Consider the following 23,797-nt stretch of genomic DNA (forward strand, 5'->3'; position numbering starts at 1 on the left):
ATCGGAGGGATGCATCCGCCGAGATCCATGCGATCGAGGTTCTCGATGATGCTCATGAGTTCTGTGAAGCCGTAGGCCGCGATGACAATGCCTTGGAACACAGCGAGATAGCCCAGCGTGTAGGCAAACTGCACGTCAAGGCCGTGCGCAAAGCCCACGACAACAAACATCAGGCCCTTTTTCAAAAGCCCATGAGACACGATCCGGCTCTCAAAGTCGCGTTTGACGAACGCGGCCGCCATGCCCGTCACAAGGTCTGCTCCGACAAAGATCGCGAGCCATATGATGAGCGGCTTGGTATCGAGACCGAAGAAAAACGAAAGAGCGCCGGTGAGGGCGCCCACGGCCGCGGCAAGTATTTTCTCTGTGCCAACAGGCAAAAAGTCCGGCGTCATGTGCATCCTCTCCGGCATAAATCACTCCCGCAGATCCGGCGGGAATTGCCGCCGGCCCTTTTCGCTCTTCCACGACTCTTCGCAGTGGTTCTTGTCGAACCACAGCAGGGCATCGATCAGCCGCTTTGGCCAGAGCCGCTGGCCCGAGCAGTATTCCCGCCAGGCCCGGCTNTATCGGCCACTTCCCTGAAATGTCCCTGGCCGAAGCAAAGCAAATCGCCCGCAGAAAGCGGAAAGAGCTGGGCCAGGAGCCGCCTCTTGGCTACACCCTCAAAGATGCTTTCCACTTATGGTGCAATTTAAAAAAGGGGAGAATCACGAGCTACGCTGACGAACGACGAAGGCTCGAGAAGTACGTCATTGGTCCTTTGGGGAATCGCCAAATTGACGAAATCACCGCGCCGCTCATGATCCAAATCGTTCGGCCAATTGAAACCGCCGGACACAGAGCAACACTCAAGCGCGTCATCATGCGGGTGCGCGAAATCCTCGACTTAGCGGTATGTGCCGGCTACATTCAGCACAATCCAATTGATCGCCTAAACCGCATCTTCGCCCCGCCAGTCACTCGCCCCATGCCGGCCCTTCCATGGCAGGAGCTCGAATCCATCATGGCTGTCATAGCCGCCGCCCCGACCAGGCTACAAATCTTGTTTCTTTGGTCGCTATGCTCAATGCTGCGGCCAGGCGAAACTGCAAAGCTCAGGAAAGACTGGATTAAAGACGAAACGCTGACCATTCCCGGAGACCAGATGAAAAAGCGCCGGCCTCACAGGGTTCCACTAACAAATTTCATGCTCCGTCTACTGGCGGAGGAACACAAACTCTCACCTCACCCGAAAAATGCCTTTGTCTTTTCAGGCATGCGGCCAAACGAGCACATGTCAAGCCAGAAGCTTGCCAAGTACCTTCATCAGACAACCCTTTCAGGAAAACTCGTTGCTCACGGACTGCGGTCAATCGCCAGGAGCTGGCTGGCAGACCACGCCATCCCGTTTGAAGTTGCGGAATCATGCCTCTCTCACGTGTCCGGGAGTCAAGTTTCACGCGCTTACCAAAGGTCTGATTATTTGGAGGCAAGACGCCCCGTCATGGACGCGTGGTGCTCTTATGTATACGGCTGTGCCCTGAGAGCCGGTCTTCTTCCACACATTATCAGCGCCAATGAGGAGGCCAAAGAAAAGTCTTAGCCCAAACCACAGGGGGCAGCCACCAGTATTCAGCCCCCTATCTTCTGATGATTTATAGACAGTTTGGNCGTCTCTCTGCATCAACATCAGAAACTCCTTCAGGTTAACCCATAAGTCGGCTTGTCCGCCGGTCTTTCAAGGGAATCTCCAAAAGCCTTTACCGTCAGATTCGAGGCGGCCTCCAAAACCTTAATTCGTTTTTCAGCCGCCTGAAGTTCCGACAGCAGAGCCCCCGGATGACCGCCCTTGGTCTTCCCGTCAAACACATGCACCCGCTTGGTGTCCGTGTTGATCGCCATAACGCCCGCCGCAGCGGCCGTTGAGGCAATCTTGGAAGAAGTCCCCCAGTAAACGGTCTTCCGGTAATTCATCAGGCAATGCTCCCCAGGTCAAAATCAGTTGCCAGGTCAGCAGGAGAAATCTGACTCTTGTGCGCCAAAGCCCCAAAAGCTGCAATGGCGTCATTGGCCGTCTTGGCATCATTGATACCCTGTTGCGCCTTCTTGTCCGTGGCCTGCAGTTCTTTCTTGGTCGCATATCCGGACAGATCCTGTCTTGCGCCAACCTCCGCCCACGCAACCCACGTCACAGTCCCGCCGCCGGCAGCCGTACCGGTACGCATAAAGACGCGTCCCTGATCACCGTCAACACCGCGGATAACTTGCAGAATCACNATTGATTCCGCCCTTGGCGTTCTGCTGAATCGTCAGGGTGTAATGACTTCGCAGGGGTTTTGCGTCATCAACCAGAGACACAATGTCTTCCTGCATCTCAACGTCAATAGTTCCCTCGACGTCAGCCTGAGTTGCCACGATCTCAAACGTATGTGGCTCTCCCTTCGGCGTTTTCNGCTGTCATCACGAACCGACACATGCAGGCGGTTATCGCCGATAGCGCCGCCGGCAATCGCTGTGAGGCGCTTAAATTCAGCCTCAAGGGCCGTCGTTCCGACAGATGCCTCATACTGGCCTGTTCCGAAAGCGACCTGTGTGAGCACCACCGGAGTTGTACCGTTTTGCTCCGCGNGGATTCCCTGCACTTGAAGCCTCCAGCACCCGCCCGCACCAGCGGACGGAGAAGCCCTGGATCTCAATCGACTGCAAGAGCGACACCGCGCCGATGTTCTTCCGGGCCTGTTCCTTTTGTTCCTCAGTCAGGTTTTGCTCCGTAAAAAGCACCCCGTGCTTTGCTCCGGCCGGCCCCTGAATGCCGGGAACCTCAACAACCACCACATCCGGTGAATGCTGCGGCCTGACCTGACCGGGAAAGCACTTGCGCAGAACAAAGTCCGCCGGCGCGATCCCGGTTTTTCTGTTTCCGTCAAACACGTCTCACCCCCGAATGAACACAAATCCAACCGTCAATCACCCGTGTCAGGCGACCGTCCGGTGATTCAATGAGTAANAACGCGTGGTGCTCTTATGTATACGGCTGTGCCCTGAGAGCCGGTCTTCTTCCACACATTATCAGCGACAATGAGGAGGCCAAAGAAAAGTCTTAGCCCAAACCACAGGGGGCAGCCACCAGTATTCAGCCCCCTATCTTCTGATGATTTATAGACAGTTTAGGCACCGGACATGTCCGGACATTAACAGGGAGCCTTATATCTGGACTTAATCAGACAGGAGCGATAGCCGGGGCTTTTGCTGATAGTTCCGGTGAAGGTTCGTCAAATTATGCAGGCGGGGTATACCACTCGTTATGGAGGTCATTCAGAGCCTCACGATCAGTAGCGACTTATGGCCGCATCTACTCCGGAGTAACCGTGGATGCCGTTTACGTTTTAATTATTATTAAGACATAAAGCGCATCAACCAAAACGTCTGAGTTATATCCATAAATGGAATTGGCCCACGATGCTTTAAATCGGCCGGTCTTTCCTCCTGCGGGAAGTTGATCGCTATAACCTCCTTCAAATGGAGTGCCTGTCCAAAAAGCTCCTGCGTAATATTTGTCATACTCGGCGTCATTATTCGGAAATTCTCCGGTTATGTCCGGTAACCCAGCACTTACGTAGCTACCGAGGTTTCCCGTGTTGGTTGTGCCCAACACATGCCTACCATTGAAATTAGGCAAATTAAACGTGGTAGAGCCGTTGCCCGATCCATACCGGGTACCGATAGCTGCAAACAACTTTGCATAGGTCGTTCTGGAGACCGCTGCACCGTTACATAAAAGCCAACCGTCAGGGATCGTGCTGCCGGCAATCATTTTGTAATCACCGGGCTGAGCCCCTTCGCTCACTGTGATGTCAATCACCTGATCGACATCACCGTTGTATTCGCCGACCTTTACGCCGTTCACATTGACAGTGAGCTTTTTCTGCTGAATGTCGACTGCGACCGCCTTGCCGCCGTCATAATCCCCCAGCTTCGTGCCATTTCTTTTAATCGTCAGTGCATACGGACTCTTGAGGCTCGTCGGAATCTTCGGAAGCGTTACGTTATACGTAGCCTTATTGCTCCCGTCATACGTCACCTTCGTCACACCGCCGATCTGCAAAGTAAGCGCCTGAGGATTTTTCAGCGACTTCGGAGTGCCGCTCAAATCCGAATAATTCCCGCTCGTTGCCACTTTCGCGGCATCTTCCACATTGCCGATGCGCGTGATCGGCATATCAATTGTCGTCGTCCCGGTCTTCGGATCCTTTGAGACCAGGCAGACGTCTCTCTGCATCAACATCAGAAACTCCTTCAGGTTAACCCATAAGTCGGCTTGTCCGCCGGTCTTTCAAGGGAATCTCCAAAAGCCTTTACCGTCAGATTCGAGGCGGCCTCCAAAACCTTAATTCGTTTTTCAGCCGCCTGAAGTTCCGACAGCAGAGCCCCCGGATGACCGCCCTTGGTCTTCCCGTCAAACACATGCACCCGCTTGGTGTCCGTGTTGATCGCCATAACGCCCGCCGTAGCGGCCGTTGAGGCAATCTTGGAAGAAGTCCCCCAGTAAACGGTCTTCCGGTAATTCATCAGGCAATGCTCCCCAGGTCAAAATCAGTTGCCAGGTCAGCAGGAGAAATCTGACTCTTGTGCGCCAAAGCCCCCAAAGCTGCAATGGCGTCATTGGCCGTCTTGGCATCATTGATACCCTGCTGCGACTTCTTGTCCGTGGCCTGCAGTTCTTTCTTGGTCGCATATCCGGACAGATCCTGTCTTGCGCCAACCTCCGCCCACGCAACCCACGTCACAGTCCCGCCGCCGGCAGCCGTACCGGTACGCATAAAGACGCGTCCCTGATCACCGTCAACACCGCGGATAACTTGCAGAATCACAGATCCGCTTCTACGCACAGAGACCTGAAGGTTCTGATACGTGTCAGAGACACCACTGGGGCGATCCTTTGCCGTCGGGACAATAAACTCTCCTTCGTCTGTGAGACTGTTCAGGCCGATTGCTTCGCTGCCGCCACCTTCGGCAGCAGCTCCCGCCTTGAGCACGGTCCCGTTGAGCTTTGCAGAAAGCTGTGCGCTCGACACGGCATCAATATTCGTGCGGGCCTGCGTCTTCTGTTCGCTCGTGAGCTGCTGTGCCTCATAACTCACATGTTTGCCGGCAACTGTTTGCAAGGCCGTGAGAGCGTCCTTGTTGTTCTTGATGGCATCCGCAACTTCCTTGAGCGTATCCATCTCAGCGCCGACACCGTTAAGCAGATCATTCTTAACCTGCTGTTTGGCCTGCGTCACCAAATCTTCTGTCTTCTGAGAGCTGTAGACCTTGTTGGCAGCCTTGGCCGTATCATCGATGTTGGGTTTGCCGTCCAACGTAGTCTGCATAGCATCAGTCTTTTTCTGCAACGCCGCAATGGCCGCAGCGTTGGTCTCGGTATCCTTCTGGACGTCGGTGACATCCTTCAGCAACGCACCCGGCAGACCGCCCGGAGTCTTGCCGTCCTGAATGTGCAGACGGTGTGTATCCGTATTGATGACAATGACCTTGTCCTTACCGGTAAAGCCGGCAAGCTGCTCAGTGGTACCGCCCAATTGTTGAATCTGAATCGGTTCAGCCATTTAAATATTCCCCAAATCAATTGAAGTAGAAAGCTCGGTCCGGCCTACATAGTCAAGCTCTGAAAGCTTCCCGAGATGCGGGAGGTTGCTTAACTCCCGGTAGTCCAAAACGCCCAGACGCGCAAGCGACTTCGTAATCGAATATGTCCCCGCCGCCTGATCAATCCGGACGATCTGATAAAGATTGCGCGATGCGTCAATCACAGAATCGCCTTCGCGCACGTTTTTCTTTGGCTCAAGTTCGTCCAGGAGATTCCCTGCACTTGAAGCCTCCAGCACCCGCCCGCACCAGCGGACGGAGAAGCCCTGGATCTCAATCGACTGCAAGAGCGACACCGCGCCGATGTTCTTCCGGGCCTGTTCCTTTTGTTCCTCAGTCAGGTTTTGCTCCGTAAAAAGCACCCCGTGCTTTGCTCCGGCCGGCCCCTGAATGCCGGGAACCTCAACAACCACCACATCCGGTGAATGCTGCGGCCTGACCTGACCGGGAAAGCACTTGCGCAGAACAAAGTCCGCCGGCGCGATCCCGGTTTTTCTGTTTCCGTCAAACACGTCTCACCCCCGAATGAACACAAATCCAACCGTCAATCACCCGTGTCAGGCGACCGTCCGGTGATTCAATGAGTAAGTCCCAATAAAAACGGCCGGGTGTGTACTCGGCCGTAATTCCCCGCGGGAAGGTCATTCGTATGCGCCCTCCGTCTTCAATGACAAGACGCTCATCGGAGGTCTTCAGAGAGTCAAGCCACGTATCATCCTCTGCGCTGCGGATCTGCATATCGGCCTCAAACCCTGTCAGATCCATCGGTCCGCGACCGTCCCTGAGGGCTAAAACGTAATCAGCATCCGTCCCGCGCCAAATCTCGAAGTTAAATCTTGCCGTCACGATTAAGCCCTCACTACGTCAGACCATAGGTCGGCTTACCGTCAGCACGAACACTTCTCTCGCCGTTCCCATGACGAAGCGCAGCCACACCGGAAGGCGTCACAGCTCTTGTTGCATCACTTCCGGCTAGCGTTTCCTCGGTCGAGGCGATCTCAATGAGTCCGGCCCGTGACTGTGTGGACGTCAGCGACTTGAGCCCTGCCGGCGTCACGATGCGCGAATCGTCCTCACCAGCCACAACCTCCTCCGGTGTCGCAAGCTCTGCCATACCCGTTCGGTCTTTTGTGGCCGTCCGCTTGGTAAGGCCATAAGGCGTCACCGCCCGTTCTTTATCCGCACCGGCAGTAACCTCAGCATCTGTTGCAATCTCAATGAGACCGCGTCTTGCATCAGTCGAAGTCAGCGTTTTGAGCCCCGCCGGAGTTACCACGCGTGAGCCGTCACGGCCCTCAACGGTCTCTGCGTCCGTTGCAAGCTCGACAATGCCGCGCTTGGTGGTGGTTGCACCGTTAAGCTGGAAGTTCGTATCCCCAATCGTGACAGAATCCGGATTGATGTTCGTGAGCTCCAGATCAATCGCCATAAAGNCGAATAATTCCCGCTCGTTGCCACTTTCGCGGCATCTTCCACATTGCCGATGCGCGTGATCGGCATATCAATTGTCGTCGTCCCGGTCTTCGGATCCTTTGAGACCAGGCAGACGTCTCTCTGCATCAACATCAGAAACTCCTTCAGGTTAACCCATAAGTCGGCTTGTCCGCCGGTCTTTCAAGGGAATCTCCAAAAGCCTTTACCGTCAGATTCGAGGCGGCCTCCAAAACCTTAATTCGTTTTTCAGCCGCCTGAAGTTCCGACAGCAGAGCCCCCGGATGACCGCCCTTGGTCTTCCCGTCAAACACATGCACCCGCTTGGTGTCCGTGTTGATCGCCATAACGCCCGCCGTAGCGGCCGTTGAGGCAATCTTGGAAGAAGTCCCCCAGTAAACGGTCTTCCGGTAATTCATCAGGCAATGCTCCCCAGGTCAAAATCAGNTCGACAATGCCGCGCTTGGTGGTGGTTGCACCGTTAAGCTGGAAGTTCGTATCCCCAATCGTGACAGAATCCGGATTGATGTTCGTGAGCTCCAGATCAATCGCCATAAAGGCCTCAGCAATCGAAGCCTTCTGGATGATCGGCACGGCCCGGGAGCAGACGGCAAAGAGCGTTCCGGAATCCGTGTAGATACCGACCTCATAAACCGTGTAAGCATCCGCGCTGTCATCACGAACCGACACATGCAGGCGGTTATCGCCGATAGCGCCGCCGGCAATCGCTGTGAGGCGCTTAAATTCAGCCTCAAGGGCCGTCGTTCCGACAGATGCCTCATACTGGCCTGTTCCGAAAGCGACCTGTGTGAGCACCACCGGAGTTGTACCGTTTTGCTCCGCGTTAATGATCTCAGCAAGACCTGCCTGGGTAATCAACATACTTGCCGCAGCCATCATTCACCTCCCTTCCCAGCAGCCCAATCATTAATCAGACGCGCAAACAAAGCCGCGGCAGTGGCCGGCGTCAGCACATGTGTTTCGTCAATACCTCTCACAGCCTCTTCTTCTGTCGCAAGCTCAACAAGCCCCAGACGGCCGTTCGTTGCCGTCACCTGCCGGAGCACCGAAGGCGTAATGAACTTGTCGGCAGAAATGCCCCTGAGCACCTCAGCCAGGCTTGCAGCTCTCGCATCAACTGCCGCCTTAAGCGCTACTGACGTAACAGCCTTCTGATCGTCTGTGCCCTCAACGGCCTCGACCGTCGTAATGAGAGCAATGAGGCCGCGCCTTTCAGTGGTTGCAGTAACCGCTGTCATCGCCGCAGGCGTCAGAGCCTTCTGAGAGTCCGTTCCTGCCTTTGCCTCATCGTCCGTTGCAAGCTGGACAACACCGGCGTTAGCCGTAGTAGCAGCCGCGTTGCCGAAACTCACGTCCCCGAATTGGATCGACTTCACGTCCACATCGGCAAACGTCACGTCAAGAGCCAGCAACAGTTCCGTTGCCTTCGTTTTCTGAACCACGGGCTCTGTCTGCGAACAAACCGCAAAAAGCGTTCCGTCGGCAAGAAAAATGCCGACCTCATAAACCGTATAGGCCTGAGCATCGGCATCCTGCATCGCTACATGGATGGCACCGTCTCCTGTGCCGCCGCTCTCGATGATCGGCAACCGCTTGATTTCCTCCGTGAGCGCCGTCTGCGACTCGGAGGGGGTGTATTTCCCCGCGCCCACGCCAATGTGGCTGATCGTCACGGCATTCGTCCCGGTCTGCCCGGCATTAACAATGGCCTGTCGTCCGACCTTGGTCACGACCATTTTCACTTTCGACTCTCCTCTGCCGCCAGCACCAGCCGCCGCTTAATAAGCGGTCGCACTGCAGCAACAATTCCAACCGTTCCGGAAGACCTGACTTCCGATGCGTCCGTGGGATAAATCTGCGCAAGGACAAGCGGTCTCAGGTACGCCGCCGCATTGATTCCGCCCTTGGCGTTCTGCTGAATCGTCAGGGTGTAATGACTTCGCAGGGGTTTTGCGTCATCAACCAGAGACACAATGTCTTCCTGCATCTCAACGTCAATAGTTCCCTCGACGTCAGCCTGAGTTGCCACGATCTCAAACGTATGTGGCTCTCCCTTCGGCGTTTTCTGCCACCACTCCCGGATAACAGCCGCAGAAGAAACAGACGCAAGCGCCTGTTTGACCGCCTCTACCGTTCCCTTTCGCCGTTTGTCGGCAATGGCCGTTTTCAGCACACTGCGCTTAACGGCCAAAGGCCATGTGTCGCGCCACACCGAAACGTCATACTGTGTTGCAAGATGATCCAGGGCCGTGCTCGACTGACGGTCAATCGAAACGTAGATCGACGGAATATCCACAAACCCCGAAGCAATCTGAAGTTGCGGATCAATGGCCTTGGCCGCAGCAGCAACGCCCTCATCCTTTGCAATCGAATCCGGCAACAGGTCATCCAGAACCACTTTTTCCAGTTCAATTGCCATCGCTATTCCGCCTTTGTGCCTTCATAAACAACCGTTACCTTGGTGCACTGCGCTACCTTGCTGCCGGTGAGTTGCACAAACGAAGACGGCTGCATGCTCGAATCATCCACGCGGGCAGCACCGGCATTGATCACAGCCGCCACCAGACGCCCGGGCAAAATGTCACGTCCGATCTTTGACTGCTGCCATACGCGGTAGCTTTCAACTGCCTCATTCACAGCCTTCTGAATGAACTGCGCCTTGGGCTTGTCCTCATCAAGGATCCAGTAATGCAGCACGATCTCATAGGGGACCGCCTCGGGCGAAAGTACCTGAACGTAGTCAGTGAGCGGCCTGATCGTGTCGGAGCTCAGGTAGTCGCGAATCTGCGCAAGAACTTCTTCAGTGGGAAGCACGCCTCCCTCCAGTAGCGGGTAGACATCTACTTCCCCCGGCACCGGAGACACAACCGACACGTCAATCACCGCAGAGCTCACCGACTTTGCGTGATAGATGTAGGCCTTGCTGGGGCCGGCTACAGAAAAACTGTTTGGCGCGAGCCGCACACGCTCGGCAAACTCTGCGTCACTTTCAGCATCGGCCCCGCCGGTCGTAATCGTGATGTTTTCAGCAGAAGCCACAAAAACGGACGGAATAACCATGGTCGAAATCTGGCCTGCCAGGTAGTCGTTCCCGACAGTACCGGACTGCGTGCAGGTAGCCGTTACTTCACCTTCAAGTTTTCCTGCAGGGATTGCAAGAGCACTGTCCGTAGCAAACGTCACCACACCATTTGTCACCTCAAAGCCCTCTGGGATCTCATAAATGTTTGCCAAGGCCTGAGCCAACCTGAAGCGGATCGTGGTTTTGGCGCTGCTTTCCGCCAGACGTTTCACCGAAAGGTAGCTCCCCAAGGCATCCAGATACTCACCCTGTGCGTAAGAGAGAAGATTTTGCTGTGCCGCCGTGTTCACCGCCGCACGCTGCTGGATGAGAATGTCGGCAATACTGAGCAGAAAAAGTCTCACCGGATCCCCGGCTGCAAGGCTTCGCCCGGTAATCTCCTGGTACTTCGTCAGAATCTCAGACTTGATGCTTTCGGCATCCGTTGTCAGGAACTCAACCGCCGGCAGATTCCAGCGCGGAAAACTTTCTGCCATCACTCTTCTCCCTCGTTCAAGATGGAAACAATCACCCGCGGCCTGATCAGGCCGTCCATGGCTTCTGGTTCCGTCCCTTCAAACTCAACCGATTCAACGCGAACGCGCGGCTCATAGGACTCAACTGCCTCAATCACCGCCGCTGTCATCAGGCTGCGTGCCACCGGATACGGTTTATCCAGATGCTCCCATGAGATCCCCAGATCACGGTCCAGCGGGACACTGCCCTTGCGTGTTGCCAGGATGGTGCGCACGTTCTGCAGGATTTCTTCACGCTCAGAAGACGGCTGAAAGCTCACATCCCTCACCGCAGTCACTGCATAAGCCATCAGACCACCTCCGACAATTCAACCGACGCTTCAGCCACAATGCAGACACCCGCTCCGGTGTGGAAACGCCGCTCTTCCGAAACGGACTCAATCACAAATCGCCCGAGATACTCACCACCGATCACCAGAACATGGGACTCATGCCCGTCCGTCAGGCGCTTTAACATCGTGAGCCCCAAGAGCGGCGGAACGTTCAGTGACGTATCAAACCGCAGCCGCAGGCTGATGCGGTCAAGTTCCGGGCCGATCCATTCAAGTACCGGCTTTTGCCCGATGACATCGTGCTTTGCCCACCTCACCGAGCGGCTTCTCGCCAAATCCTTAAAAGTGAACACCTTGTCAAAAGCACAAATAAAAGGGACCGTACCGAACACCCCCAGAACGGGCATCAGCTTGCTCATCTTTTAAGCTCCTTAATGGGGCCCGGACGTCTCTGCGCCGTCCCCTTGTTCCTTGTGCGTGTGATTCTTCAGACTGATCTTGCCCGCGGTCACGTCACCGTCAGACTTCACATCGCCAGTTGTTTCAAGCGAACCCTCAACCTTGGCGGTCGCTCCGCTGCCGCCGGAAATCGCAAAGCCACCCTGGCCGGTAATCAACTTCTTCACCGTGAGCGCTCCGTCAACCATCAAGTTTCCGGTGACATGTGTCTCAGGCGTATCAACCGTCACCAGCATGGACGCCTTCACCGTGGCCGTTTTACAGGTCACCATCACAGCTTCCGGAACTGTGGCCGATACGTTCTTTCGGTCCGCCGTCAGCACCGTGCCTTCGATAATCGCCGTCAGCACGTGGGCTGCCATATCGTAGGAAATGCGCGTCCCGTCTTTAAACAACGTCGTGCGCTTGTTCTCATCGCTTTCCGGAAGTTCAATTTCACCCGCGTAAAAACTCCCGATAATGAAGCCTTCCTCCGGCCCCGTCGGCAGGAAAAGGCAGAGCACATCCTCGCCGACATTGACGCTGTTGAAGTCCTTCGTGGCAAAGGTGTTGCGCTGCAGAATCGGCAGGTCAAAAGAAACCGTACCGTCATCATCGTCAAAAACCACGCGGGCCGTTCCCTTTTTCGGGTTGATACTTGAAACCTCTCCGATCCGGATCAGGTCATTAATCTTTTCCGGCAGCGCGGAGTGTTCAAAAAGTCCCATCTCAATACGCGTTGTTCACACGCCTCAAACTGATGTCCGTTCTGTAGCCGGACGAATCCAGCGAATGCACTGCTTCTTCGATGATGAAGTTCCCGTCAAAGCTGCCGAAGCCGCTGCACTCAACAACGGCACCGGCCACAAGCATGACATCGCCAATAACTGAAATCCGCCCCGTCACCCGACGTTTGTTGAGGCTGCGCAACTTTGCCGTTGCAAGGCGCTTTGCCTCCTCAAGGGACTTAGCCCGGCGCTTGAGGGCATACTCCTGCCCGTTTGGATCGACATCCGGATCGGTGGCCGTGTAGGTCATCACTGCCGGATTTGTGCTTTTCCCGGATACCGGTCGCAGGTTGAAGTCATAACCGCCCGCCTTTTGCTTGGTTTTCTGTTTCGGGTCCCGGTAGGACACCGTACAGGTGCGGTATGACTCGCTCTGAGCACTCTCAAATTCCCAAGAAATGACCTGCGATGTACCCAACACGAGCGTTTCAACCGGCGCTTTCTTTTCGTAAGCCGCCTGATCAAACACCACAATCTGATCATCTGTGACCTTCAGGGAAAAGCCCGCTTCATCTGTAAGCCTCACCAAAAACGCAAGATCACTCTCTTTTGACTGATCCTGCCTGTCGTACTCCGGATCCGTCTGCGTATCAAAGAGAAGCCCCACACCAGCCTCACCTGCAATTGATCCGGCAATCGCTTTGAGCGTTGTCTTCTCCCAGGCCCGGGTTCGTAGCCTGCGGCGAATCGGCTTATTCATAGGCACCGACACCGCCCTCATTTCGAATACTCTGGGCGATCCGGACACCCGCAGCGTATCTGCGTAAAAAGTACCGCATGCGAGCTCAATGCCGGGGATAAGAACAGTTCCGGCAGACAAAAAAGCCTGAACCACCTCGCCGCCGTCAGGCTTCCACTGCGATGCCCACTTCCCGTCCGGGTCCATGAGCGTCAACGTCACCTCATCGGCCTCGGCATTCTCTTTGTCGGTATAGGAAAAGGAAAGAAGATCCGGCATCAGATCCTCCGTCACGTCCGTTTTCGATGCAGAAAAAAGCAACCGAAGTCTTGTCTGCAGCGGTTCCATCAGCGCCTCCTTTTCCAAGGCGGAAGGTTGAGCTCGTATGCCGCCGACTGCGTGTTGATCTCCGGCACTGCCAGCCGCTTCCCATACGAAAAAACCACAGTCTTCCTGTGGTTTATGTTGGCCCGGATGAGAACATCCAGAAAACGCTCATCCCCATAGAGGCGCTTTGCTATCGCATCCCAGGTGTCGCCCTGTTTGGTGACATACTCCGTCATTAAAGCTCCTTAGGAAAATGAGAGTCTCCGTTCTTCCGCCATAAGGCGCTGCAGATCCTGCTTCAGACTCTTGCTGCCCTCGGTCAACCCGCGGCGCACCCCTTCATATGCATCTTTGCCGCCGGATACATTGATGACCGGCGCGAAGTTCACATTGATGGACGCCGGCCCCTTGCCTCCCACTTCCGGCAAACGGGAGAGCGGAAGAATGGCCTCAGACTCTTTACCTTCGCCAACCATTGCCAAGGTCGGCCCCGTTGCGATTCCGCCCTCAGCAAGCTGGGGAACCTTCGGAATGTCCACAGACAACGTCTTTCCGCCGAGGCCGGGAACCCAGTCCGGCACCTTAAACGAGAGCAGGCTGTTGATTGCACCGATGAGCGAATTGATCATCCCGATCACCGAGTTAATCGGCCCCTTAGCAGCCGCTGCAATGGTGTTCCAGGTCTGCGTCATGTATGCCTTGACGGTATCCCAGTTTTTATAAAGGGCAATACCGGCGGCCACAAGGCCGGCAATTGCTGTGACAGCAAGACCTATGGGATTAGCGCACATAAAGCGCAGAGCAATGCCAAGCCCCTTGACCGCCAACGTCAACCCCTTGGCAACAACCCCGGCTCCGGCGCAGGCTACTGACCATACTTTTGCTGCCGCTCCGCCAGTAAGCATGGATGTCCTGACAGCCAATACAGCCTTTGAAGCAGCAAAAATCGGAGCAAAAATCAGCCCCACAGCCATACGTATTGCATGAAACGCCATCACAGTTGTCAAGGCAGCACCACCCGCCGTCATCAATCCTGAAACGAGGGTCTGATTTCGCGAAACCCAATCACCGACCACCTCGCCCATTCGGACAAACTCAAGCATTGTCGTCCGCAGGGGTTCCAGTAACGGCGCACCCACAGCCCCGCTGACATAACTGATCGCATGGCCGGCCAGTTCCAAAGCATTTGAGGTCGTTTTCATTCGAGCCTCAAATTCACCGAGCATTGATCCGGAGTAGTTCTCCCGCTTAGCCACCAACTCGAAGTTTTTCGCCAGCAGTTCCGTGTTTGCCAGCATCGGACCAAGCGCCCGAGCACCTTCATCCCCAAACATTGCGGTGAGANAATGTCCGTTCTGTAGCCGGACGAATCCAGCGAATGCACTGCTTCTTCGATGATGAAGTTCCCGTCAAAGCTGCCGAAGCCGCTGCACTCAACAACGGCACCGGCCACAAGCATGACATCGCCAATAACTGAAATCCGCCCCGTCACCCGACGTTTGTTGAGGCTGCGCAACTTTGCCGTTGCAAGGCGCTTTGCCTCCTCAAGGGACTTAGCCCGGCGCTTGAGGGCATACTCCTGCCCGTTCGGATCGACATCCGGATCGGTGGCCGTGTAGGTCATCACTGCCGGATTTGTGCTTTTCCCGGATACCGGTCGCAGGTTGAAGTCATAACCGCCCGCCTTTTGCTTGGTTTTCTGTTTCGGGTCCCGGTAGGACACCGTACAGGTGCGGTATGACTCGCTCTGAGCACTCTCAAATTCCCAAGAAATGACCTGCGATGTACCCAACACGAGCGTTTCAACCGGCGCTTTCTTTTCGTAAGCCGCCTGATCAAACACCACAATCTGATCATCTGTGACCTTCAGGGAAAAGCCCGCTTCATCGGTAAGCCTCACCAAAAACGCAAGATCACTCTCTTTTGACTGATCCTGCCTGTCGTACTCCGGATCCGTCTGCGTATCAAAGAGAAGCCCCACACCAGCCTCACCTGCAATTGATCCGGCAATCGCTTTGAGCGTTGTCTTCTCCCAGGCCCGGGTTCGTAGCCTGCGGCGAATCGGCTTATTCATAGGCACCGACACCGCCCTCATTTCGAATACTCTGGGCGATCCGGACACCCGCAGCGTATCTGCGTAAAAAGTACCGCATGCGAGCTCAATGCCGGGGATAAGAACAGTTCCGGCAGACAAAAAAGCCTGAACCACCTCGCCGCCGTCAGGCTTCCACTGCGATGCCCACTTCCCGTCCGGGTCCATGAGCGTCAACGTCACCTCATCGGCCTCGGCATTCTCTTTGTCGGTATAGGAAAAGGAAAGAAGATCCGGCATCAGATCCTCCGTCACGTCCGTTTTCGATGCAGAAAAAAGCAACCGAAGTCTTGTCTGCAGCGGTTCCATCAGNAGCCCGGCGCTTGAGGGCATACTCCTGCCCGTTCGGATCGGCATCCGGATCGGTGGCCGTGTAGGTCATCACTGCCGGATTTGTGCTTTTCCCGGATACCGGTCGCAGGTTGAAGTCATAACCGCCCGCCTTTTGCTTGGTTTTCTGTTTCGGGTCCCGGTAGGACACCGTACAGGTGCGGTATGACTCGCTCTGAGCACTCTCAAATTCCCAAGAAATGACCTGCGATGTGCCCAACACGAGCGTTTCAACCGGCGCTTTCTTTTCGTAAGCCGCCTGATCAAACACCACAATCTGATCATCTGTGACCTTCAGGGAAAAGCCCGCTTCATCTGTAAGCCTCACCAAAAACGCAAGATCACTCTCTTTTGACTGATCCTGCCTGTCGTACTCCGGATCCGTCTGCGTATCAAAGAGAAGCCCCACACCAGCCTCACCTGCAATTGATCCGGCAATCGCTTTGAGCGTTGTCTTCTCCCAGGCCCGGGTTCGTAGTCTGCGGCGAATCGGCTTATTCATAGGCACCGACACCGCCCTCATTTCGAATACTCTGGGCGATCCGGACACCCGCAGCGTATCTGCGTAAAAAGTACCGCATGCGAGCTCAATGCCGGGAATAAGAACAGTTCCGGCAGACAAAAAAGCCTGAACCACCTCGCCGCCGTCAGGCTTCCACTGCGATGCCCACTTCCCGTCCGGGTCCATGAGCGTCAACGTCACCTCATCGGCCTCGGCATTCTCTTTGTCGGTATAGGAAAAGGAAAGAAGATCCGGCATCAGATCCTCCGTCACGTCCGTTTTCGATGCAGAAAAAAGCAACCGAAGTCTTGTCTGCAGCGGTTCCATCAGCGCCTCCTTTTCCAAGGCGGAAGGTTGAGCTCGTATGCCGCCGACTGCGTGTTGATCTCCGGCACTGCCAGCCGCTTCCCATACGAAAAAACCACAGTCTTCCTGTGGTTTATGTTGGCCCGGATGAGAACATCCAGAAAACGCTCATCCCCATAGAGGCGCTTTGCTATCGCATCCCAGGTGTCGCCCTGTTTGGTGACATACTCCGTCATTAAAGCTCCTTAGGAAAATGAGAGTCTCCGTTCTTCCGCCATAAGGCGCTGCAGATCCTGCTTCAGACTCTTGCTGCCCTCGGTCAACCCGCGGCGCACCCCTTCATATGCATCTTTGCCGCCGGATACATTGATGACCGGCGCGAAGTTCACATTGATGGACGCCGGCCCATTACCGGCCACTTCCGGCAAGCGCGAGAGCGGAAGGATGGCCTCAGATTCTTTGCCTTCGCCAACCATTGCCAGGGTCGGCCCCGTAGCGATGCCGCCCTCAGCAAGCAGGGGAACCTTCGGAATGTCCACAGACAACGACTTTCCGCCGAGGCCTGGAACCCAGTCCGGCGCCTTAAACGAGAGCAGGCTGTTGATTGCACCGATGAGCGAATTGATCATCCCGATCACCGAGTTAATCGGCCCCTTAGCAGCCGCTGCAATGGTGTTCCAGGTCTGCGTCATGTATGCCTTGACGGTATCCCAGTTTTTATAAAGGGCAATACCGGCGGCCACAAGGCCGGCAATTGCTGTGACAGCAAGACCTATGGGATTAGCGCACATAAAGCGCAGAGCAATGCCAAGCCCCTTGACCGCCAACGTCAACCCCTTGGCAACAACCCCGGCTCCGGCGCAGGCTACAGACCATACTTTTGCTGCCGCTCCGCCAGTAAGCATGGATGTCCTGACAGCCAATACAGCCTTTGAAGCAGCAAAAATCGGAGCAAAAATCAGCCCCACAGCCATACGTATTGCATGAAACGCCATCACAGTTGTCAAGGCAGCACCACCCGCCGTCATCAATCCTGAAACGAGGGTCTGATTTCGCGAAACCCAATCACCGACCACCTCGCCCATTCGGACAAACTCAAGCATTGTCGTCCGCAGGGGTTCCAGTAACGGCGCACCCACAGCCCCGCTGACATAACTGATCGCATGGCCGGCCAGTTCCAAAGCATTTGAGGTCGTTTTCATTCGAGCCTCAAATTCACCGAGCATTGATCCGGAGTAGTTCTCCCGCTTAGCCACCAACTCGAAGTTTTTCGCCAGCAGTTCCGTGTTTGCCAGCATCGGACCAAGCGCCCGAGCACCTTCATCCCCAAACATTGCGGTGAGATACTGCATCTGAAGCTCTTTGGGAATCTTCACCTTGATGCCGTTGAGCACATCCATGATGGCTTTCGGGGCATCCTTCTGAATCTGCTTTTGCAGCTGAATCGGATCAAACCCGACGTTACCGAATGCGGCAGCCTGAAGATCCGTCATACCCCCGCCACGGGTCAGAGCACGCATGAATGCGTTGATACCCGTGGCTGCCACCTCGGCTTCAGCCCCTGAGCTGATGACTGTGGCAGCAAGAGCGGCCGTCTGTGTTTCCGTCAACCCTGCAACCTTTCCCAAAGCACCATACCGCTGCAGTGTTTCTCCGATCTGTTTAGCCTGAGCCGCGTTTGCATTGCTCAGAGCATTCGTCGCATCCGCCAGGGCCACCGTCTGATCCTGCGTCAGCTGCATACCAGAACGCCACTTCGCCATCATTTCACCGGCATCGGCCGCTGTCATGTCAAAAGCCACGCCCATTTTTGCCGCTTGTTCAGTAAAGGCAGCCAGCTCACCTGCCGCAACGCCGGACTGTCCGGCCGCTGCCGCAATCTGCGCTAATCCTTCTGCAGTCACCGGGATAGACAGACTCATTTTTTCCAAAGTCGTCTGCATTTTCGCAAGTCCCTGAGGATCATCGAAATCCACAACTTTCGCAATATCGGCCATAGCATCCTGCATACTCATGGCCGCCTTAACAGGCGCAGACAGGGCATGAACAGCCTTTTCTCCGACGAACTGCATCATCACAACAGAAGAAACTGCCAAGTCCGCGCTCGCTTGCATGCGCTGTCCTGCCTTCAGCTGTTTTGCCTCTACCAACAGTAACCTGCGGCGAGCCGCAGTCAACCTTACAACCGCCTGCTCCATTTGCGCTTGTGACTGCGCCAAATCCTTTGTCGTCTTACCGTATTGAGACAGGGCAGCATTCCCCTTGCGGACACTGTCTTTCTGAGCATCAAGCGCCCTCTTCGCCTTTCTGAGCTTTTCCTGCTGCTCAGACAAAGCCTTCAGCATTTCTGTTGACGGCGATTTCGTTCCGGCAACTGCTTTACTCAGACTATCAACAGCAGCCTTACAGCGGAAGAACTCTGCCGCAGCCGCTTTTGCCCGTTCCCTGGCAGCAATCAACCCTCTGATGTCTTTACTCGTTTTATTGAGTTCTGCTGTTTTTTCAGACAAATTTTGGGTATTTGCAGCTGCCTTACTGAAATCCGTTGCGAATTGGCTGCTGTATTTCGATTGCAAGCGAAACAAAATTTCGTATTCATTCGCCATATTTCAACCAAAAATCAATAAAATTGCTTAAGAGGAGTATGGAGACACACAATGTTTTACAACAGCGCTTCAACAAACCCTGAACTTCCCATAGAGATCCAGGAACTCGCCAGAACCCCCTTTTCCGACGCGATGGATCTGATCGGTGCCGTGCTTAAATTGCTGGGAATTTTTCTGCTCTTTGCTGTCTGCTTTGGTGCCGGCATCATTTTTTATGTGACCTACTTCATCAAGTAACTACTTTCGGACTTTCAACTCATCCGCAACAGCCTCACACCACTCATAAAGCTCCGTAATCGGCCGCTCAAACCACTCAGCAGCACTTCCTCCGGCACCTGATGCAGCCAATCTGAAACAGCAGCGCATCAGGTTTTTTATTCCTTCGTCAATGTCACCGCCTGCTGCTCTGTCGTTACCCGATCCTTGGCCTGCTGAATTATTCGGGCCTCGACCTCTCCGAAACCCGACAAGAGCAAAAAATTAATCACCGTCTGCGTGATGACGACATAATCCGGAGCCGGAATGTAGTCAAAAAGCTCCACCGGCAACTTAGAAGCTCTGGCCGCCAGATAAGATGCAAAATCAGAATCAGCCGACAACACAAAGGACACCTTTTGAGGATTGGCGAGTTCAAACTCCTTTTTTGCTTCCTTGATATCGCGACCGCTCAACGAGTCCAGATCCAACGGGATCATTTCGTAAGTCTTGTCTTCAAACTTTACCGGCCTTAAAAGCTTGTGCACCACATTGCTCATTGTCACGTCTCCTCATCCCCGGACTGGCCGGGGATATCTTGTCTCATCAGTTCAGTCCCAGATCGCCGCGGACGGACGACAGAATGTCTGTGTCGCCGAACTTAGCCACATAGTTGAACTTGTCGATTTCAATCGCGGCCTTGCCGTCCACATAAAGCTTGAAGGGGTGGCGAAAGTTAGTATGACATCTAATGAAGGCCTGACGCTCGCACGCGCCATGGCATTTGCGGTTCAATCCCTTGGCGAGGCCCGTACGGCCAAACTAATGATTCCCACCCGTGTGAAATTGGAACAGGAAACGCAAGAGGCACAACAGGCATGCCTTCTTACTACGCATTCCACTCCAGAATCCGCCCCAAAAACTTCTTGAGTTCCGCGGTCTTCGGACGCTCAAAAAGCTCAGCGCTTAACCCGGCTTCCAAAATCTTTCCCTGATACAAAAAGGCCGTCGTTTCGCAGGCGCGCCTGGCAAACCCCATCTCGTGCGTGACGATAATGAATTCCACGCCTTCGGCCCTCAGTTCATCCACAACGTCCAGCACTTCCGAGGTGTACTCGGGATCGAGAGCACTTGTCGGTTCGTCTAACAGAAGCAGCCCCGGATTGGGCGCGAGGGCGCGCGCAATGGCGGTTCTTTGCTGCTGGCCGCCGGAGAGTTCCGCGGGACGCTTTAAGGCGTGATCAGCCAACCCAAAGCGCGTGAGAAGCTCCATGGCGCGGTGTTCGGCCTCCTCTTTTTGCACGCCGTGCACTTCACGCAGCGGAAGCGCCACGTTTTCCAGAGCCGTCATGTGTTTAAAGAGGCTTCCCTGCTGAAAGACAAAACCGATGCTGCGACGCCAGCCGGCAAGCGCCTTTTCATCGTGACCCAACGTGCGGCCGTTTACGGTCACGGTGCCGGTTTCAGCACTGATGAGCCCCCCGATAATGCGCAGCAGTGTTGACTTCCCTCCACCCGAGGACCCGATTAACGCAAGCGAGGAAGTTTCGGCTGAAAAACTGATGTCGGAAAGAACCGGCGCGTCTGCGGCAAAAGACTTCGTGAGGTACGAGATCTCAAGCTTCATACCGGAACCTCTTTTCAAGCAGGTTGCTCACAAGCACGACAGGCAACGTCAGAATCAGGTAGAGAACACCCAAAAAGAGATAGCACTCCACAAGGTTTAAGTTCACGGCACTGATTTCGCGCATGGTCTGCGTGAGTTCAGTGACAGAAATCATCGAAAGAAGCGATGAGTCCTTGATGACGGAGGCAAATTGCCCGGCCAAAGCCGGCAGCGTTCTTGCCGTCATCTGCGGAATGATCACAAACCTGAGTGTCTGCACGGGCGAAAATCCCACGGCCCTTGCGCTTTCCAATTGCGACGCCTCAATCGAATTAAAGCTTCCGCGGAGGATTTCCGAGATATACGCCCCCTGAAAGACCGACAGAATGATTACACCCGCCCAAAACCGGTTTTCCACGCCCCAGGCCGTCCCCACCAGATAAAAGAAGAGGTAGATCTGCATGATGAGGGGCGTGCCGCGGATAAAGACCACGTAGGCGCGGCTCAGGTATCTGAGCGGCAGCCACCGGCTCATCTCGCCGCCCGCTGCAAGCGAGCCAAGCAGGAGCGAGACCACCATGCTCGCCAGGCTCACGGCCACCGTAAGCCAAAACCCATCCCAGATGCGGATTTTAAATTCCGGCAGAAACGAGAAGTCCGGCCGGTAGTCGATCCGCGAGAGCGACAACCAGAAAAAACCGACGATAAGGGCCGCGGCAATCACGAGACTGACCGCGGCTTTGGCGGGCGGCGTTTTTTCGTCCGGACGGGTTCTGAAAAAGGCAAGCATTACTTAGCGGGTGTCATGTCAAAAAACCACTTAAAGCCGTAGGCATCAAAGGCTTTCTTTTCGGCTGCAAGGTGCTTTTCGGTGAGATTTTCAAAGCCGCCTTCCTTACGGTAGTTTTCAATGAAGGTGTTTAAGGCCTTCACAAGTTTTTCATCGCCCTTACGCACCGCCACACCCCAGGGTTCCACTTTCTGGAAGGGAATAAAGACCGCGGCCGTTGTATCCGGATTTTTCATATGGTTGCGGTAAATGGTGAGCTGATCGTACAAAAAGCCGTCAGCGCGGCCCGAAGCCACTTCCATCACACAGGCGCTTTCATCCGCGAGCGCCGTCACCGTAGCCTTGGTGAGGTGCTTTTGGGCGTAGAGGTAACCGGTGGAACCGATCTTGGCGGCAATCTTGCGGCCCGACTGGTTGAGATCGTCAATTGAGCGGATATTGGCCGCTTTATTCGTGAGAATCGCAAGCATCGCGTTAGCGTAGGGCGCTGAAAAATCCACCGTCTTTTTGCGGGCGTCCGTAATCGTCATGGAGCTCATCACCATGTCGACCTTGCCGGTCACAAGGGCCGGAATCAGACCGTCAAAGGCAATGTTTTCAATCTTGATTTCTTTACCGACGGCTTTACCGAAAGCCTTCATAAAGTCCGGGCTCACGCCGGCGGGGTTACCCGCGGCGTCTTTTCCCTCAAACGGGGGATATGCGAGTTCCATCCCGACGGTAAGAACCGCCTTCTCCATCGTGTCGGCCTTGGCCTGAGACTGCGCGTCGGACGTTTTATCCGAGCACCCCGTTACGGTAAGCACGAGCCCCACGGCGGCGGCACACAGTACGCTCTTTAAATGCGTCATTTTCCTACTCCCTGTTTTTAATTCGTTAATTTTGAAAGCACCGAAGTGTAACCCGCAGGCAGTTGCCCCTGCGTGCCGGGCATCGGGCGCGTTCCGGTTTTACTGTGAAAGTCCGAGCCCGTGGAAACGAGGAGCTTGTACTCCCTCGCCCACGCGAGGCACCGCGGCGTAAAGTCAGGCTGCTGACTGCCGCTGATCACTTCCACGGCTTCGCCCCCGGCTGCGGCAAAGTCCTTCATGAGTTCGTCCACCGTCCAGTCATTTTTAAAGTGATAGCGGCCCGGGTGCGCCATCACGGCAATACCGCCAGCGGTGTGAATAAGGTCAACCGCTTCAGCTACCGTCGGCCACGGGGCCATGATGTAAGCGGGTTTTCCGTCCCCTAGATACCGGTCAAAGGCTTCCTGCTGGTTTTTCACGGCACCGGCTTCTAAGAGTGCCAGCGCAAAATGCACGCGCGAGACGTTCAGTTTGTTTTCCGCAAAGGCCGTTGCCTTTTCAAGCATTCCGGGGATTCCGAGGGCCGCAAGTTTTTCTGCAATCTGTGCAGCGCGCCGCGTGCGGCTCACTTCAAATTCTCTGACCTTACGCGTAAGAACCGGGTTCGTGTCATCAATGCCGAGCCCCACCACGTGAATCGAACGCCCGCCCCAAAGAGACGACACTTCAATGCCTGCAATAAAGCGGATACCGAGACGGTGAGCCTCGGAGCGCGCCTCAGACACTCCCGCCGCCGTATCGTGATCAGTGAGCGCCACGGTATTGCAGCCGCACTCCGCGGCAAAGCGCATCAGTTCCGTCGGGCTTAACGTCCCGTCACTTGCGGTGGAATGCATGTGCAGATCAATGGTCACTTGGTTTCTCCTTCGCTGCAGGCACGGCAAAGGACTCCATCTGCAGCGGCATCTTCATTGCACGAAATTATGGCAATCCGCAGGCTTTCTGCCGCTTCGGATTTGCAGTCCGAAACAATCCCGAAAAAGAGTCAACAGATCTGATACTGGACCTTTATCAGTCACTGCATCGTTCAGCTAAACAACCCGCGCTTGAAAGCGCGGGGTTCCCTGACACGGTGCAGGCTTTCCCGCAACAGGCAAAGGTTTTAAGGCCTCCTCTGCCCGGGCGTCCCCTGCACCACAGGAACATTTAAAACGCAACCGCTCTACGGGGACGGGCTTCATCAGCTCGATCCGTCGGTTCCGGCGAAGGACTGCTTCGTCTTGCCGATTCGCTGGTTTGTACTGCACTATCGATCCGGCGTTCCCTGAGACTTGTTTGTGCCTCGCAAGCGCTGATTGCTCAGCCTTCAGATCGTAGCTGTCAGTGGCGGGATCCGCA

Annotated in this window: 31 protein-coding genes and 1 pseudogene; 2 read left to right on the forward strand and 30 right to left on the reverse strand. The window is 55.1% G+C overall.

What is annotated here, in order from left to right; genetic code table 11:
* Positions 1–413, reverse strand: a 413-nt coding sequence (locus tag BQ7486_RS02960) for a phage holin family protein (RefSeq protein ID WP_143183016.1), incomplete at its 3' end; no start/stop codon positions are given.
* Between the two features lie 173 nt (positions 414–586).
* On the opposite strand from BQ7486_RS02960, the gene BQ7486_RS02965 reads away from it, so the two are divergent.
* Positions 587–1,585, forward strand: a complete 999-nt coding sequence (locus BQ7486_RS02965) for a tyrosine-type recombinase/integrase (RefSeq protein WP_074008919.1) — start codon at positions 587–589, stop codon at positions 1,583–1,585.
* Positions 1,586–1,683: 98 nt separating this feature from the next.
* Here the strand turns inward: BQ7486_RS02965 and BQ7486_RS02970 are convergent, their stop codons facing one another.
* From BQ7486_RS02970 to BQ7486_RS03085, 22 genes and pseudogenes are all read right to left on the reverse strand, one after another.
* Entirely contained in the window at positions 1,684–1,956 is a 273-nt protein-coding gene (locus BQ7486_RS02970) for a hypothetical protein (protein WP_074008920.1), read from the reverse strand.
* Complete coding sequence (locus BQ7486_RS02975; protein ID WP_143183017.1) at positions 1,956–2,258, reverse strand: hypothetical protein; 303 nt, start codon at positions 2,256–2,258, stop codon at positions 1,956–1,958. Before BQ7486_RS02975 ends, BQ7486_RS02970 begins: the two co-directional genes overlap by 1 nt.
* Positions 2,259–3,361: 1,103 nt before the next feature.
* On the reverse strand, positions 3,362–4,267 hold the full coding sequence (locus BQ7486_RS11390; protein ID WP_084765615.1) for a phage tail protein: 906 nt from the start codon (positions 4,265–4,267) through the stop codon (positions 3,362–3,364).
* 11 nt (positions 4,268–4,278) lie between these two features.
* Positions 4,279–4,551: a hypothetical protein gene (locus tag BQ7486_RS02990; protein ID WP_074008632.1), complete on the reverse strand. Its 273-nt coding sequence runs from the start codon at positions 4,549–4,551 to the stop codon at positions 4,279–4,281.
* Positions 4,551–5,588, reverse strand: a complete 1,038-nt coding sequence (locus BQ7486_RS02995) for a hypothetical protein (protein ID WP_074008923.1) — start codon at positions 5,586–5,588, stop codon at positions 4,551–4,553. Before BQ7486_RS02995 ends, BQ7486_RS02990 begins: the two co-directional genes overlap by 1 nt.
* The gene (locus BQ7486_RS03000) at positions 5,589–6,140 is read right to left on the reverse strand and encodes a hypothetical protein (protein WP_074008631.1); all 552 of its coding nucleotides are present in this window, start codon (positions 6,138–6,140) and stop codon (positions 5,589–5,591) included.
* Positions 6,141–6,487: 347 nt separating this feature from the next.
* Complete coding sequence (locus BQ7486_RS03010) at positions 6,488–7,057, reverse strand: hypothetical protein (RefSeq protein ID WP_074008924.1); 570 nt, start codon at positions 7,055–7,057, stop codon at positions 6,488–6,490.
* Between the two features lie 148 nt (positions 7,058–7,205).
* Positions 7,206–7,406, reverse strand: coding sequence for a hypothetical protein (locus BQ7486_RS03015; RefSeq protein ID WP_074008925.1), 201 nt, complete (start codon positions 7,404–7,406; stop codon positions 7,206–7,208).
* A complete protein-coding gene (locus BQ7486_RS03020) occupies positions 7,366–7,959 on the reverse strand; it encodes a phage tail-collar fiber domain-containing protein (protein ID WP_074008926.1) in 594 nt (197 codons plus the stop codon). The genes BQ7486_RS03015 and BQ7486_RS03020 overlap by 41 nt, the downstream gene beginning before the upstream one ends.
* The gene (locus tag BQ7486_RS03025) at positions 7,956–8,816 is read right to left on the reverse strand and encodes a phage tail-collar fiber domain-containing protein (RefSeq protein WP_074008927.1); all 861 of its coding nucleotides are present in this window, start codon (positions 8,814–8,816) and stop codon (positions 7,956–7,958) included. The genes BQ7486_RS03020 and BQ7486_RS03025 overlap by 4 nt, the downstream gene beginning before the upstream one ends.
* A gap of 2 nt (positions 8,817–8,818) precedes the next feature.
* Positions 8,819–9,499 (reverse strand): phage tail protein I, encoded by a 681-nt coding sequence (locus tag BQ7486_RS03030; protein WP_074008639.1) that lies wholly within the window; start codon positions 9,497–9,499, stop codon positions 8,819–8,821.
* Positions 9,500–9,501: 2 nt separating this feature from the next.
* Complete coding sequence (locus BQ7486_RS03035) at positions 9,502–10,638, reverse strand: baseplate assembly protein (protein WP_074008928.1); 1,137 nt, start codon at positions 10,636–10,638, stop codon at positions 9,502–9,504.
* Complete coding sequence (locus BQ7486_RS03040) at positions 10,638–10,967, reverse strand: GPW/gp25 family protein (RefSeq protein ID WP_074008929.1); 330 nt, start codon at positions 10,965–10,967, stop codon at positions 10,638–10,640. The genes BQ7486_RS03035 and BQ7486_RS03040 overlap by 1 nt, the downstream gene beginning before the upstream one ends.
* Positions 10,967–11,368, reverse strand: coding sequence for a phage tail protein (locus BQ7486_RS03045; protein WP_074008930.1), 402 nt, complete (start codon positions 11,366–11,368; stop codon positions 10,967–10,969). The genes BQ7486_RS03040 and BQ7486_RS03045 overlap by 1 nt, the downstream gene beginning before the upstream one ends.
* A 12-nt stretch (positions 11,369–11,380) precedes the next feature.
* Complete coding sequence (locus BQ7486_RS03050) at positions 11,381–12,115, reverse strand: phage baseplate assembly protein V (RefSeq protein WP_074008931.1); 735 nt, start codon at positions 12,113–12,115, stop codon at positions 11,381–11,383.
* 1 nt (position 12,116) lies between these two features.
* Complete coding sequence (locus tag BQ7486_RS03055; RefSeq protein WP_084765617.1) at positions 12,117–13,202, reverse strand: phage late control D family protein; 1,086 nt, start codon at positions 13,200–13,202, stop codon at positions 12,117–12,119.
* On the reverse strand, positions 13,202–13,417 hold the full coding sequence (locus tag BQ7486_RS03060) for a tail protein X (RefSeq protein ID WP_074008932.1): 216 nt from the start codon (positions 13,415–13,417) through the stop codon (positions 13,202–13,204). Before BQ7486_RS03060 ends, BQ7486_RS03055 begins: the two co-directional genes overlap by 1 nt.
* A 9-nt stretch (positions 13,418–13,426) precedes the next feature.
* Positions 13,427–14,515: a phage tail tape measure protein gene (locus BQ7486_RS03065; protein ID WP_074008933.1), complete on the reverse strand. Its 1,089-nt coding sequence runs from the start codon at positions 14,513–14,515 to the stop codon at positions 13,427–13,429.
* A gap of 47 nt (positions 14,516–14,562) precedes the next feature.
* A pseudogene (locus BQ7486_RS12185) lies at positions 14,563–15,513 on the reverse strand (phage late control D family protein); the annotation flags it as partial.
* Positions 15,458–16,432 (reverse strand): phage late control D family protein, encoded by a 975-nt coding sequence (locus tag BQ7486_RS03075; protein ID WP_074008935.1) that lies wholly within the window; start codon positions 16,430–16,432, stop codon positions 15,458–15,460. The pseudogene BQ7486_RS12185 and the gene BQ7486_RS03075, both read right to left, overlap by 56 nt.
* Positions 16,432–16,647, reverse strand: coding sequence for a tail protein X (locus BQ7486_RS03080; RefSeq protein ID WP_074008932.1), 216 nt, complete (start codon positions 16,645–16,647; stop codon positions 16,432–16,434). Before BQ7486_RS03080 ends, BQ7486_RS03075 begins: the two co-directional genes overlap by 1 nt.
* Before the next feature lie 9 nt (positions 16,648–16,656).
* On the reverse strand, positions 16,657–18,921 hold the full coding sequence (locus BQ7486_RS03085; protein ID WP_162272229.1) for a phage tail tape measure protein: 2,265 nt from the start codon (positions 18,919–18,921) through the stop codon (positions 16,657–16,659).
* Between the two features lie 147 nt (positions 18,922–19,068).
* Between BQ7486_RS03085 and BQ7486_RS03090 the strand changes: the two genes are divergently transcribed.
* On the forward strand, positions 19,069–19,254 hold the full coding sequence (locus BQ7486_RS03090) for a hypothetical protein (protein ID WP_022373339.1): 186 nt from the start codon (positions 19,069–19,071) through the stop codon (positions 19,252–19,254).
* A 137-nt stretch (positions 19,255–19,391) separates the two neighbouring features.
* Here the strand turns inward: BQ7486_RS03090 and BQ7486_RS03095 are convergent, their stop codons facing one another.
* From BQ7486_RS03095 to BQ7486_RS11590, 7 genes are all read right to left on the reverse strand, one after another.
* Entirely contained in the window at positions 19,392–19,772 is a 381-nt protein-coding gene (locus tag BQ7486_RS03095; protein ID WP_074008649.1) for a hypothetical protein, read from the reverse strand.
* A gap of 46 nt (positions 19,773–19,818) precedes the next feature.
* A complete protein-coding gene (locus tag BQ7486_RS11585; RefSeq protein ID WP_143183019.1) occupies positions 19,819–20,007 on the reverse strand; it encodes a phage major tail tube protein in 189 nt (62 codons plus the stop codon).
* Between the two features lie 94 nt (positions 20,008–20,101).
* Positions 20,102–20,839: an amino acid ABC transporter ATP-binding protein gene (locus BQ7486_RS03105; RefSeq protein ID WP_074008938.1), complete on the reverse strand. Its 738-nt coding sequence runs from the start codon at positions 20,837–20,839 to the stop codon at positions 20,102–20,104.
* Complete coding sequence (locus BQ7486_RS03110) at positions 20,829–21,608, reverse strand: amino acid ABC transporter permease (protein ID WP_074008939.1); 780 nt, start codon at positions 21,606–21,608, stop codon at positions 20,829–20,831. Before BQ7486_RS03110 ends, BQ7486_RS03105 begins: the two co-directional genes overlap by 11 nt.
* Positions 21,608–22,459: a transporter substrate-binding domain-containing protein gene (locus tag BQ7486_RS03115; protein ID WP_074008940.1), complete on the reverse strand. Its 852-nt coding sequence runs from the start codon at positions 22,457–22,459 to the stop codon at positions 21,608–21,610. Before BQ7486_RS03115 ends, BQ7486_RS03110 begins: the two co-directional genes overlap by 1 nt.
* A 17-nt stretch (positions 22,460–22,476) precedes the next feature.
* Entirely contained in the window at positions 22,477–23,313 is an 837-nt protein-coding gene (locus tag BQ7486_RS03120) for a PHP domain-containing protein (RefSeq protein ID WP_022373345.1), read from the reverse strand.
* Between the two features lie 177 nt (positions 23,314–23,490).
* The coding region (locus BQ7486_RS11590; protein WP_162272230.1) for a hypothetical protein at positions 23,491–23,797 on the reverse strand (307 nt) is incomplete at its 5' end.

This window comes from Duodenibacillus massiliensis (genome assembly GCF_900128485.1).
Lineage (GTDB): Bacteria > Pseudomonadota > Gammaproteobacteria > Burkholderiales > Burkholderiaceae_F > Duodenibacillus > Duodenibacillus massiliensis.